The sequence below is a fragment of the Herbaspirillum robiniae genome (assembly GCF_002213415.1).
GTDB lineage: Bacteria > Pseudomonadota > Gammaproteobacteria > Burkholderiales > Burkholderiaceae_D > Herbaspirillum > Herbaspirillum robiniae.
This window is the reverse complement of the sequence record NZ_NJGU01000013.1, coordinates 125,069-137,518: the sequence shown is the minus strand read 5'-3', so window position 1 is coordinate 137,518 and position 12,450 is coordinate 125,069. Positions and strand designations below refer to the sequence as shown.

12 protein-coding genes and 1 other RNA gene are annotated in these 12,450 nt (G+C 64.9%); 6 read left to right on the top strand and 7 right to left on the bottom strand.

Features of this window, described 5'->3' with window-relative positions; genetic code table 11:
- Positions 1-89 precede the first annotated feature (89 nt).
- Both glyA and nrdR read left to right on the top strand, forming a co-directional pair.
- A complete protein-coding gene (gene glyA, locus CEJ42_RS21070) occupies positions 90-1,334 on the top strand; it encodes a serine hydroxymethyltransferase (protein WP_079216093.1) in 1,245 nt (414 codons plus the stop codon).
- Between the two features lie 162 nt (positions 1,335-1,496).
- Complete coding sequence (gene nrdR, locus CEJ42_RS21065; protein WP_079216091.1) at positions 1,497-1,976, top strand: transcriptional regulator NrdR; 480 nt, start codon at positions 1,497-1,499, stop codon at positions 1,974-1,976.
- A gap of 117 nt (positions 1,977-2,093) precedes the next feature.
- On the opposite strand, the gene ssrS is transcribed toward nrdR, so the two are convergent.
- From ssrS to CEJ42_RS21040, 5 genes are all read right to left on the bottom strand, one after another.
- Positions 2,094-2,271, bottom strand: a non-coding RNA gene (ssrS, locus tag CEJ42_RS21060) — 6S RNA.
- 398 nt (positions 2,272-2,669) lie between these two features.
- A complete protein-coding gene (locus CEJ42_RS21055) occupies positions 2,670-2,990 on the bottom strand; it encodes a cell division protein ZapA (RefSeq protein WP_079216088.1) in 321 nt (106 codons plus the stop codon).
- Entirely contained in the window at positions 2,987-3,220 is a 234-nt protein-coding gene (locus tag CEJ42_RS21050) for a DUF904 domain-containing protein (protein WP_079216086.1), read from the bottom strand. The genes CEJ42_RS21055 and CEJ42_RS21050 overlap by 4 nt, the downstream gene beginning before the upstream one ends.
- Positions 3,221-3,420: 200 nt before the next feature.
- Positions 3,421-4,107, bottom strand: a complete 687-nt coding sequence (locus CEJ42_RS21045) for a tRNA-uridine aminocarboxypropyltransferase (RefSeq protein WP_088752435.1) — start codon at positions 4,105-4,107, stop codon at positions 3,421-3,423.
- Positions 4,108-4,365: 258 nt separating this feature from the next.
- Positions 4,366-4,596 (bottom strand): DUF3820 family protein, encoded by a 231-nt coding sequence (locus CEJ42_RS21040; RefSeq protein ID WP_079216083.1) that lies wholly within the window; start codon positions 4,594-4,596, stop codon positions 4,366-4,368.
- Between the two features lie 105 nt (positions 4,597-4,701).
- Here CEJ42_RS21040 and CEJ42_RS21035 point away from each other — a divergent pair, with 105 nt between their 5' ends.
- Entirely contained in the window at positions 4,702-4,959 is a 258-nt protein-coding gene (locus tag CEJ42_RS21035; protein WP_088752434.1) for an oxidoreductase-like domain-containing protein, read from the top strand.
- Here CEJ42_RS21035 and recG read toward each other — a convergent pair.
- On the bottom strand, positions 4,956-7,076 hold the full coding sequence (recG, locus tag CEJ42_RS21030) for an ATP-dependent DNA helicase RecG (RefSeq protein ID WP_079216079.1): 2,121 nt from the start codon (positions 7,074-7,076) through the stop codon (positions 4,956-4,958). The two genes, CEJ42_RS21035 and recG, sit on opposite strands and share 4 nt — an antisense overlap.
- 200 nt (positions 7,077-7,276) lie before the next feature.
- On the opposite strand from recG, the gene queA reads away from it, so the two are divergent.
- Both queA and tgt read left to right on the top strand, forming a co-directional pair.
- Complete coding sequence (queA, locus tag CEJ42_RS21025; protein WP_088752433.1) at positions 7,277-8,308, top strand: tRNA preQ1(34) S-adenosylmethionine ribosyltransferase-isomerase QueA; 1,032 nt, start codon at positions 7,277-7,279, stop codon at positions 8,306-8,308.
- A 3-nt stretch (positions 8,309-8,311) separates the two neighbouring features.
- Entirely contained in the window at positions 8,312-9,439 is a 1,128-nt protein-coding gene (gene tgt / locus CEJ42_RS21020; protein ID WP_088752432.1) for a tRNA guanosine(34) transglycosylase Tgt, read from the top strand.
- 667 nt (positions 9,440-10,106) lie between these two features.
- Here tgt and CEJ42_RS21015 read toward each other — a convergent pair.
- Positions 10,107-11,744 carry an acyl-CoA synthetase gene (locus CEJ42_RS21015; RefSeq protein WP_088752431.1) on the bottom strand — a complete coding sequence of 546 codons (1,638 nt, stop codon included), beginning with the start codon at positions 11,742-11,744 and terminating at the stop codon, positions 10,107-10,109.
- 322 nt (positions 11,745-12,066) lie between these two features.
- Between CEJ42_RS21015 and yajC the strand changes: the two genes are divergently transcribed.
- Complete coding sequence (gene yajC / locus CEJ42_RS21010) at positions 12,067-12,348, top strand: preprotein translocase subunit YajC (RefSeq protein WP_237772531.1); 282 nt, start codon at positions 12,067-12,069, stop codon at positions 12,346-12,348.
- The last annotated feature ends 102 nt before the right edge of the window (positions 12,349-12,450 follow it).

Sequence of the window (12,450 nt, the reverse complement as noted above, 5' to 3'; positions counted from 1 at the left end):
TTTGGCCCTCATTCGATTTTTTGAAGTCGATGCGATCGCTTTGTCGTCGCCCGGTCTTCGGCCGCACATCATCAATTTGGAGAAATACCATGTTTGACAAGAACCAGACCTTAGCCAAAGTCGATCCGGACCTGTGGTCCGCCATCCAGAAGGAAAACGCCCGCCAGCAGGATCACATCGAGCTGATCGCGTCGGAAAACTACACCTCGCCGGCGGTGATGGAAGCCCAGGGTTCGCAACTGACCAACAAGTACGCCGAAGGCTATCCGGGCAAGCGCTACTACGGCGGCTGCGAATACGTGGACATCGCCGAGCAGCTGGCCATCGACCGCCTCAAGGCGCTGTTCGGCGCCGAAGCCGCCAACGTGCAGCCGAACTCCGGTTCCCAGGCCAACCAGGGCGTGTTCTTCGCCATGTTGAAGCCGGGCGACACCATCATGGGCATGTCGCTGGCTGAAGGCGGCCACCTGACCCACGGCATGGCGCTGAACATGTCCGGCAAGTGGTTCAACGTCGTCTCCTACGGCCTGAACGAAAAGGAAGAGATCGACTACGAAGCCATGGAAGCCCTGGCGCGCGAGAAGAAGCCCAAGCTGATCATTGCCGGCGCCTCGGCCTATTCGCTGCGCATCGACTTCGAGCGCTTCGCCAAGATCGCCAAGGAAGTGGGCGCCTACTTCATGGTCGACATGGCCCACTACGCCGGCCTGATCGCCGCCGGCGTGTACCCGAACCCGGTGCCGTTCGCCGACTTCGTCACCTCGACCACCCACAAGTCCCTGCGCGGTCCTCGCGGCGGCGTGATCCTGATGAAGGCCGAGCACGAAAAGGCCATCAACTCCTCGATCTTCCCGGGCATCCAGGGCGGTCCGCTGATGCACGTCATCGCCGCCAAGGCCGTGGCCTTCAAGGAAGCCGCATCGGATGAGTTCAAGGCCTACCAGCAGCAAGTGGTGAAGAACGCCGACGTGCTGGCCAAGACCCTGATCAAGCGCGGCCTGCGCATCGTCTCCGGCGGCACCGAGTCGCACGTGATGCTGGTGGACCTGCGTCCGAAGAACCTGACCGGCAAGGAAGCCGAAGCGATCCTGGGTTCGGCCCACATGACCTGCAACAAGAACGGCATCCCCAACGATCCGCAAAAGCCGTTCGTGACCTCGGGCGTGCGCCTGGGCAGCCCGGCCATGACCACCCGCGGTTTCAAGGAAGCCGAAGCCGAGAAGGTCGGCAACCTGATCGCCGACGTGCTGGACAACCCGCACGACGCCGCCACCATCGAGCGCGTGAAGGCCGAAGTCAAGAAGCTGACCGACGCTTTCCCGGTCTACGGCTGATAGCATGATCTGCCGGCTGCATGCGGCCGGCGCCCTGCAGTATCCGACGGCGTCCCGAGAGGGGCGCCGTCGCGCATCCGCAGTACCTGCAATGCCTGTAGTGATGCCCGGACGCCTGTTTCAAGCGTTCTTCTTTCGCAACGTTCAACGACCTTTGCCGCCATGAAGTGCCCATTCTGCAACCACGAAGAAACTCCGGTGCTGGACACCCGCCTGTCTGAGGACGGCAGCTCGATCCGCCGCCGCCGCCGCTGCGAGAATTGCGACAAGCGCTTCACCACCTATGAGCGCATCGAACTGACGCTGCCGGTGATCGTCAAGAAGAACGGCAGCCGCACCGAGTTCGACGCCGCCAAGCTGCGCGGCAGCCTGATGCTGGCGCTGCGCAAGCGCCCGGTGTCGGCCGAGGCGATCGATGTGGCGATCCAGAGCATCCAGGAAAAGCTGCTGCAAAGCGGCGCGCGCGAGGTGATGTCGGGACAGATCGGGGAGCTGGTGATGCGCGAGTTGAAGCGCCTGGACAAGATCGCCTATATCCGTTTCGCCTCGGTGTACAAGAGCTTCGAGGATGTGACCGAATTCCAGGACGCGATCGCCGAAGTGGGGCAGGAGCGCAAGGCGTCGAAGAAGCGCGAAAGCTGACGCCGCGATGAAACCGGCATGAACCGCTTTGCCTCGCTTTGCGAGGCGCAAGTGGGGAGATGCGAAGATGCGGGGAAAAGAAAAACGGCTGCGTGAGCAGCCGTTTTTTCATGGGAATCAAGTCCCGCCTGTGCCGCTGTGCCGGCATCCTGAACCTTACAGGTTCAAGTTGGCTGCAGTAGTTCAATTTCGGGTTCATCGGACTAGCGACGCTCACGCCCATCGAACGATCCTACAGCCTATGCTCGTAAATGGTTCAAGGAATATATGGCAATCGCGAACACGGCAGGAGTACAAAGTCTAACGCAATCGACGACGCAGTCCAAGGCCTTCGCGTAAAAAATATAGCCTGAATTTGTAACGAAACAGGCTTGCGTGGACGGCGTATTTCCTGTCTATTTTTTTGCGGCGATGTCAGCGACACGCGAACCGGCATGCGCGAACGCGGCGGCGATGGCCGCGTTGCGCATCTGATAAGAATTTCCGGCGCAGAATGGGCGCTCAGTTTCCGGGTTTTGCGATGCTCATGAGCAGGGGCAACACGAGGCAGGACATTTGCCGGGCGCGCCGCGACCGATGAAGTGGCCGCGCGCGCCGGTTCCCGATGCGGCGCCCGGCGCATTCTTTCCATCCCTGAAACAAAAAAAGGCCGTCGCGAGGACGGCCGTTTTTTGATGAAAGCGGATCCGCGGATCAGAACAATTTTTCCTGGGGCGCCAGCGCCTGGTCCAGGACATCGTTGATGGCCGCGATCTGCTGCTTCCATTCGGCGATGGTGAGGCCGGCAAAGGGGCCGTCGGATTGCTGCGAACCCAGCAGCTCGGCGGCGATGCCCAGCGCCGCCATCACGGCGATGCGGTCGGTGCCCTTGATCTTGCCGGCGTCGCGGATGGTGCGCATCTTCTGGTCGAGGTAGGCCACCGCGTGGTGCAGCGCTGCCTGTTCGCCTTCGCGGCAGGCCAGGGTATAGGGTTGGCCCATGATGGTGGCCTGGACCTGGATCACGTTGCTCATGCGGCTTCCTCGGTAGTTTCAGCCGGTTCTTCCGGTTCGGCCACGGGCAGTTCGGACAGCACCGCTGCAACGCGCTGGTAGGCTTCGTCGATACGCTGGTTCAATTGCGCATTGTCTTCCGTCAGCGCTTTGACGTTGCGGCGCAGTTCGGTGTTTTCGTCGCGCAGGGACTGCGCCAGCCGTGCGAGCTGGGCGACCTTGTCGGCCAGTTGCTGGAATTCTGAACTCATCTTGGGTGGTCGCTGGAGGGATTGAAACGCAATCGCCAATTTTCGAGGATCGCGCAATTATATGCTCATTGGCGGGGTCGGACACCATATCCAGCGCCGAGTTGCAGCCTCGTCGGACTTTGTTTCAATTCCGTCCAGTGTGATCGGCAGGCCCGAAAGGAAACGGCGGGGCGGGGCAGATCCCCGGCCCGCCGTGCCGCTCATTCGCCGCGCCGGCCGGCCTGGCCAAGCTGGCGCAGCGCGCCTTGCTGCAGCACGAAGCCGTCGAAGGCGGTCAGCAGCGGGTGGTATTTTTCGCTGTCCTTTTCCAGCTGCATCAGCGCGTAGCCGGCCGCTTCCAGCGTGGACAGCTGCTCCGGCTTGTGGGCCTTGCGGATGGTGTATTGCGACAGCGGGGTGTTTTGCAGCGCCAGCCGCGGCAGGGCATGCAGCGCCGGGTTTTCGAACAGCATCTTGCGGCTCTTGCGCCAGGTGCCGTCGAGAATCACCAGACGCAGCCGCTCCACCTTGCGCCGGCCGTCCACCATCATGCTGCGGGCGTCGAAGCGGGAGGCGGCCGGCGTGCCGGCGTCCTCCGTATAAAGCAGCACCGGCTGCACCGCACCGCCCGTGCCGCCCGGCACCGAAGACGGGCCGTGCAGCAGCGCATCGAGCTCCTGTGGGTCGAAGGTCTCGCCCACCGCCAGCCTGCTGTTGGGCAAACTCAGGTGCAGCAGCCGGGCGCTGTTCTTGGCATTGGCGGCTTCCATCGGGTGCTGCAGTATCAGCACGTCGAAGATGGAATTGATCGGCGAGATCCAGTGGCAGATGCATGCCGTCTGGGCGCGTTGGCAGCGCGAGCAAAGTTGCCGGCGCGGCTGGAAGGGATCATGGGCTGACACTAACATGGGCTTTCCTTGATGACGGGTGCTGTCGCGATGGTGGCCGCAAAGAGGCGCGGCGCCTGGCTTGCCGTACCGGCGGCGGCTGGGCCTGTGCTTCGGGTGCTGCGGCGAGTGCAGAGCAACCTGGATGGCTGAAGTTTCCGGGGCGACAGCCTGTCCGCTAAAAAGTCATCAATCTCGCCGAATGGGTAGATTGGCTTGCTAAAACCACGGAGTCAATCGGCGCACATCGAATGTTTTCTAGCTGTTTTTCTGCATGGCCTAGCGTTTGTTCGACTGCCCATCCTTTCGCAAGGGATCCAGCAGGTGTCGCAGCGCGTTGTGGTCCAGCTCATACATCAACGCCAGCAGGCTGCCGAGTTCACCGCGCGGAAAACCCTCGCGCGCGAACCAGCCCAGATAGTGCCCGGGCAGGTCGGCAATGGCGCGGCCCTTGTATTTTCCATAGGGCATGGTGCGCGTGAGCAGCAGTGGCAGATGTTCCGGCGTCATGGTTGTTGGTGTCCCGTCCGGACGGGACTATGCCTCGTCCTATAATCTCGTAAGCGCATGCGCTTTGCGCGCAGCGCCGTTTCCCTCATTCATCACCCGCCATCCATGAGCCCCAGCCCAGCCGTTCGCACCCCGCAACTTCCCGAGGACGACCCGCAGCCGACGCCGCCGGTCGAGCCGGCGTTGGAAGACTGCTGCGGCAGCGGCTGCGTGCCCTGCATCTTCGACATCTACGAGCAGGCGCGCGAGCGCTACCAGCGCGAACTGGAGGCCTGGAACGCGCGGCAGGCGCAGCGCGCCGGCGGCAAGGTGCGTAAAGTGCGCAAGGTGCGCACGAAGCCGGCGCCGCCCGGGGCCGCTTAAACCTTCAGGAAGTCCTCGCGTCCGCCCAGCCAGCGCGCCAGGTGGCGGTCGACGATGTCGGGCGCGTGCTCCAGCAGCGCCTGCGCGGTGTCGCGCGCCTTTTCCACCAGCCACTGGTCGGTGCCGAGATCGGCGAAGCGCAGCATGGCGTCGCCCGACTGGCGCGCGCCGAGGAATTCGCCGGGACCGCGGATGTCGAGGTCGCGCCGCGCGATCTCGAAACCGTCGGTGGTCTCGCGCATGGTCGCCAGCCGCTCCTTGGCGGTGCCGCCCAGCGGCCCCTGGAACATCAGCAGGCACACGCTGGCGGCCGAGCCGCGGCCCACGCGCCCGCGCAGCTGGTGCAGCTGCGACAGGCCGAAGCGCTCGGCATGCTCGATCACCATCAGCGAGGCATTGGGCACATCCACGCCCACTTCGATCACCGTGGTGGCCACCAGCACGTGGATCGCGCCGCGGCTGAAGCCTTCCATCACGATCTGCTTTTCCACCGGCTTCATGCGCCCGTGCACCAGCCCGATGGACAGGCCGGGCAGGGCCGCCGACAGCGCCGCATGCGTATCGGTGGCGGTCTGCAGCTCCAGCGCCTCGGACTCCTCGATCAGCGGGCAGACCCAGTAGATCTGCTTGCCTTCCAGCGCCGCCGCATGCACGCGCTCGACGACTTCGTCGCGCCGGTTCTGGTCGATCACGCGCGTCACGATGGGCGAACGCCCCGGCGGCAGTTCGTCGATCACCGAGACTTCGAGGTCGGCGTAGTAGGTCATGGCCAGCGTGCGCGGGATCGGCGTGGCCGACATCATCAGCTGGTGCGGCACCGTCGCCGCCTCGGCGTCGGCAGGGCTGAAGCTCTTGTTGCTCTTGTTACGCAGAGCCAGGCGCTGGCCGACGCCGAAGCGGTGCTGCTCGTCCACGATCACCAGCCCGAGGTTCTCGAACTGCACGGTGTCCTGTATCAGCGCATGCGTGCCCACCACCAGGCGCGCCGCGCCCGATTCGATATGGGCCAGGGCCTCGGTCTTTTCTTTCTTTTTCTGGCTGCCGGAGAGCCAGGCCACGCCCACGTCCAACGGCTCCATCCAGGCCGCGATCTTGCGGAAGTGCTGCTCGGCCAGGATTTCGGTCGGCGCCATCAGCACCGCCTGGAAACCGCTGTCGATGGCCTGTGCAGCGGCCAGTGCCGCCACCACGGTCTTGCCGCTGCCCACATCGCCCTGCAGCAGGCGCTGCATCGGGAAGGATTGGCGCAGGTCGGCGCGGATCTCTTCCAGTACGCGCTGCTGGGCGCCGGTCAGCTTGAAGGGCAGCACCCTGGTCAGCTCTTCGGTGATGCGCCCGGTCACCGGCAGCGCGCGCGAGGTCTTGGCGCGGCGCGCGGCCTGGGCGCGTTTGAGCGACAGTTGCTGCGCCAGCAGCTCGTCGAACTTCATGCGTATCCAGGCCGGGTGCGAGCGCTCGATCAGCGCGTGTTCGTCGACATCCGGCGGCGGATTGTGCAGCAGCCGCACCGAGGCTTCGAAGGGGGCCAGCTTGAGCGTCTCGCGCATCGACTCCGGCAGCGTATCGCTCCAGTCCAGCCGGTTGATGGCGCCGGCGATGGCCTTGCGCAGGTAGGCTTGCGACAGTCCTTCGCCGGCCGGGTAGACGGGCGTGAGCACGTCCGGCAGCGGCGCGCCTTCGTTGACCACCTTGTACTGCGGATGGACCATCTCGGCGCCGAAGAACCCGTGGCGCAGCTCGCCGCGCACGCGCACCCGCGTGCCTTCGGCCAGCTGGCGCTGCTGGCTGCCGTAGAAGTTGAGGAAGCGCATGGTCAGCTGCGCGGTGTCGTCGCCCACCGTCACGATCAGCTGGCGGCGCGGGCGGAACTGCACGTCGCATTTGGTCACCACGCCTTCCACCTGCACCGTCTGCAGGCCGCGCATGGAGGCCTCGGCGATGGTCATCAGCGTGGTTTCGTCCTCGTAGCGCAGCGGCAGGTGCAGCGCCAGGTCCATGTCGTTGTGCAGGCCCAGCTTGGCGAGCTTGTTCTCGGGCTTGGCGGCGGCCTTGGCGTCCTTTTTCGGCGGAGCCTTGCTCGTCGTCTTGCTGGTGGTCTTTTTCGCGGTAGCAGGCATGCGGTTGGCGGCGTTGAATACGGAACAGTCGCGCGCGCATATGGGAAAAACGCGCCGACAGCGTAAAATAGCGGGTTGGGCGCTATTTTACTGTGTTTAATTACAGTATCAATCCTGAAAGCAACACTTCTTGTTCCGAAGTCGTTGTCCGGCCGCCATGGCCGCACGCCCGAGGCGCCCCGATTTTTCATTTTGCAAGCATGTACTCTCTTTCCGACTTCGACTTCGAACTGCCGCCCGAGCTGATCGCCCAGACACCGCTGGCCGAGCGCAGCGCCTCGCGCCTGCTGCAGGTGGACGGCGCGCAGCTGAGCGACCGCCGTTTCGCCGACATCCTCGATCTGCTCAATCCCGGCGACCTGCTGGTGTTCAACGATACCCGCGTGCTCAAGGCGCGCTTTTTCGGCGTCAAGGAAACCGGCGGCAAGATCGAGGCGCTGGTCGAGCGCGTACTCGATGCGCGCACCGTGCACGCCCAGGTGCGCGCCTCCAAGTCGCCGCCGCCGGGCACCAGGATCCGCCTGGCCGACGCCTTCGACGTCACCGTGGGCGAGCGTTTCGGCGAATTCTTCACGCTGCATTTCCCGTCCGACGTGTTCGAGCTGCTGGAGCAGTACGGCAGCCTGCCGCTGCCGCCCTATATCGAGCACGAGGCCGACGCCTACGACGAGACGCGCTACCAGACCGTCTACGCCAAGGAGCCCGGCGCGGTCGCCGCGCCTACCGCCGGCCTGCATTTCGACCAGGCGCTGCTGGATCAACTGTCCGCGCGCGGCGTCAGGCAGGCCTTCGTCACGCTGCACGTCGGCGCCGGCACCTTCCAGCCGGTGCGGGTGGAAGACCTGTCGCAGCACAAGATGCACAGCGAGTGGTACACCATCTCGCAAGCCACGGTGGACGCGGTGCGCGCCACCAAGGCCGCGGGCGGGCGCGTGGTCGCGGTCGGCACCACCAGCATGCGCGCGCTGGAATCCGGGTCACAATCCGGCCGGCTGGAAGCCGGCAGCGCCGATACCCAGCTCTTCATCACGCCCGGCTACACGTTCAAGACCGTCGACCGGCTGGTGACCAACTTCCACCTGCCCAAGTCGACGCTGCTGATGCTGGTGTCGGCCTTCGCCGGCTACGACCACATCCGCGCCGCCTACGCGCACGCGATCGCACAGAAATACCGTTTCTTCAGCTATGGCGACGCCATGCTGCTCACCTGCAACAAAGCCAACGAAGGCTGACCCATGCTCGAATTCACCCTGCTCAAGACCGACGGCAAAGCGCGCCGCGGCCGCGTCAAACTGAACCACGGCACCGTGGAAACGCCGATCTTCATGCCGGTCGGCACCTATGGCTCGGTCAAGGCCATGTCGCCGCTGGAGTTGAACGAGATCAACGCCCAGATCATCCTCGGCAACACCTTCCACCTGTGGCTGCGCCCGGGCCTGGAAGTGGTGTCCAAGTTCGGCGGCCTGCACAAGTTCATCGGCTGGGACAAGCCCATCCTGACCGACTCCGGCGGCTTCCAGGTGTTTTCGCTGGGCGAGATGCGCAAGATCACGGAAGAGGGCGTGCATTTCGCCTCGCCCATCAACGGCGACCGCCTGTTCCTCTCGCCCGAGATCTCGATGCAGATCCAGCGCGTGCTCAACTCCGACATCGTGATGCAGTTCGACGAATGCACGCCCTACGAGATCGACGGCCGTCCCGCCACCCGCGAGGAGGCGGGCAAGTCCATGCGCATGTCGCTGCGCTGGGCCAAGCGCTCCAAGGATGAGTTCGACCAGGGCGAGAACCCCAATGCGCTGTTCGGCATCGTCCAGGGCGGCATGTTCGAAGGCCTGCGCGACGAGTCGCTGGCCGGCCTGCAGGAGCTCGATTTCGACGGCTACGCCATCGGCGGCCTGTCGGTGGGCGAGCCCAAGGAAGACATGATGCGCGTGCTGGAGCACGTCGGCCCGCGCCTGCCGGCCGACAAGCCGCACTACCTGATGGGCGTGGGTACGCCGGAAGACCTGGTGGAGGGCGTGGCCAACGGCGTCGACATGTTCGACTGCGTCATGCCCACCCGCAATGCGCGCAACGGCTGGATCTTCACCCGCTACGGCGACGTCAAGATCAAGAACGCCAAGTACAAGGACGACGAGCGTCCCTACGACGAGACCTGCGACTGCTACGCCTGCAAGAACTTCTCGCGCGCCTACCTGCACCACCTGCACCGCGCCGGCGAAATCCTGGGCGCGCGCATGAACACCGTGCACAACCTGCACTACTACCTGAAGCTGATGGAAGAGATGCGCGCGGCGATCGACGCCGGCCAGTTCCAGGCCTTCGTGAGCAAGTTCAAGGAAGACCGGGCGCGCGGGGTTTGATGCTGGTCTTGCCGCTGCTGTTTCAACCTGGTTGAAGCGCGGCAAACGTCACTGGGTCCCCGCCTTCGCGGGGACGACAGTGCAGAGGTAACATCGCTCTCCACCGGCTCAAGCCACACACCAGCCGTCGTCCCCGCGAAGGCGGGGACCCAGTGACGTTCAGCTGCCGTCGGAACGCGACGAAAGCCACTGGATCCCGGCCTGCGCCGGGATGACAAGGAGCGGGGAATTTGAACCGGCGGAGGTAGACGCTACCTCTTCACGGTCGTCCGCGCGCAGGCGGGGACCCAGCGACGTTCAGCTGCCGTCGGGACGCGACGAAAGCCACTGGATCCCGGCCTGCGCCGGGATGACAAGGCGTAGGGAATTTGAAGCGGTGGAGGTTGACGCTACCTCTTCACTGTCGTCCCCGCGAAGGCGGGGACCCAGCGACGTTAAGCTGCCGTCGCGACGCGACGAAAGTCACTGGATCCTGGCCTGCGCCGGGATGACAAGGAGCGGGGAATTTGAACCGGCGGAGGTAGACGCTACCTCTGCACTGTCGTCCCCGCGAAGGCGGGGACCCAGCGACGTTCAGTTGCGGTCGGACACGACGAAAGCCACCGGATCGCCGCCGGCGCCGGCGTGACGAAAACGCCGATTGTGTCTTGCCTGGCCAAGCTCAGGCTCAGGCCGCGCGCCACCCCGCCACCATATCCCGCAACTGCCGCCGGATCACCTTGCCGGTGGTCGTCATCGGCAACTCCTCCACGAAATACACCTCGCGCGGATACTCGTGCGCCGCCAGCCGCGTCTTCACGTGCTGCTGCAGCTCGCGCTTCATCGCCGCGTCGCCGGCAAAGCCGGCGTTCAAGACCACGATGGCCACCACGATCTCGGTGCGCTCGGCGTCCGGCGCACCCACTACCGCAGCCATCTTCACCGCCGCGTGCTGCAGCAGGTTGTCCTCGATCTCGCCGGGGCCGATGCGGTAGCCGGCCGAGGTGATGACGTCGTCGTCGCGGCCGACGAAGCGGATATAGCCTTGGTCGTCCTTCACGCCCGTGTCGCCGGTCAGCAGCCAGTCGCCGGCGAATTTGTCGGCGGTGGCCTGGGGCTTGTTCCAGTACTGCAGGAACATCACCGGATCAGGCCGGCGCACCGCGATGTTGCCCTGTTCGCCGACGGCCAGCTGCCGTCCCTGGTCGTCCACGATCTCCACCCGGTGGCCGGGCGCGGCGCGGCCGATGCTGCCCGGGCGGGCCGGCATGACGGCGGCGTTGGAGGAGACCGTCATGTTGCATTCGGTCTGGCCGTAGAACTCGTTGATGGTCAGGCCGAAGGTCTTGCGGCCCCAGTCCAGCAGCTCCGCGCCGAGCGACTCGCCGCCGCTGGCCACCGAGCGCAGGTTCAGTTTCCAGCGCTTTTCGGGCTCGGCCACGGTACGCATCATCTTCAGCGCCGTTGGCGGCAGGAAGCAGTTGCGTACGCCGTGATCCTGCAGCAGCTGGAAGGCGGCCTCGCCGGTGAATTTCTCGAAGCGGTGCGCCACCACCGCCACGCCGTGGTGCCAGGACGGCAGCAGCACGTCGAGCAGGCCGCCGATCCAGGCCCAGTCGGCCGGCGTCCAGATGCGGTCGCCTTCCAGCGGATAGAGGTTGTGCGACATCTCCACGCCCGGCAGGTGGCCCAGCAGGACGCGATGCGCGTGCAGCGCGCCCTTGGGCTGGCCGGTGGTGCCGGAGGTGTAGATGATCACGGCCGGGTCGTCGGCGCGGGTGTCGACCGGCGTGAAGTCCTCGCCGTGCCCGGCCAGCGCCGCGTGCAGGTCGACCGTGCCGGGCTGCGGGCCGTCGATGGTAAACACCGTCTTCAGCTCGGGCAGCCTGTCGCGGATGCCGGCCAGCTTGGCCGCGCCTTCGGCGTTGGTGACGACGATCTTCGCGCCGCTGTCGTGCAGCCGGTATTCCAGCGCCTCGGCGCCGAACAGGGCGAACAGCGGGATCGCGATGCAGCCGTTCTTGTAGGCGGCCACATGCGAGAACGCCGTCTCCGGCGCCTGCGGCAGCAGGATGCCGATGCGGTCGCCCTGGGCCGCGCCGTGCGCGCGCAGCAGGTTGGCCATGCGGTTGGACAGCGCGCGCATCTGGCCGAAGCTGTAGCGGCGCACGCCGCCGTCGCGGGCGATGTGGATCAGCGCCAGCCGGTCGGGTTCGCGCAGGGCCCACTTGTCGCAGACGTCGACGCCGATGTTGTAGTGCTCGGGAATGTTCCAGCGAAAGTCCGAGGCGATGTCCTCGTAGCTTTGCGGCGTGGTGGGCAGCATGCGTGGTCTCCTGTCGGTCGCGGCGAAACGCGTCGTTTCGCCTGTTTCTGTTTTTTGTTTGCCACTGTACAAGTTTTGCCCGGCCCTCGCGATGACGTTTTGATAACGGTCAAAGCGGGGCGCCGGCGCCGGTCCGGTCAAACGACTGCAAATTGCGGGGAAAATCGCCAAATGGATCTTGATCTCCGGCAAGCCGTCCCGATTTGGCGGAATAGCGCCTGCGCAGTGCTAGAATGCAGGGCTATTTTTCAATCAACCTTTGGAGCACCACGTGTTTATTTCCGACGCATTCGCACAAACGGCAACTGCAGCACCTGGCGGCATGCTGGGTAACCTGACCAGCTTCCTGCCGATCATCCTGATGTTCGTCGTGCTGTACTTCCTGATGATCCGCCCGCAAATGAAGCGTCAGAAAGAACAGAAGGCGATGATGGACGCGCTGGGCAAGGGCGACGAAGTCGTGACCTCCGGCGGCATGCTGGGCCGCATCACCAAGGTGAGCGATGCCTACATCACCATCGAAGTGTCGGAAGGCAACGAGATCATCGTGCAGAAGGGCGCCGTCACCACCCTGCTGCCCAAGGGCACCATCAAGGCCCTGTAATCCGGCCGCACGGGACCAATGGGCGCATCGCTGATGCGCCCATGTTGTTAGAGCCCTCGGGTTCTGCGCTGCACCGCCCGGCCGGTGCAGCCCTTTCTGGAA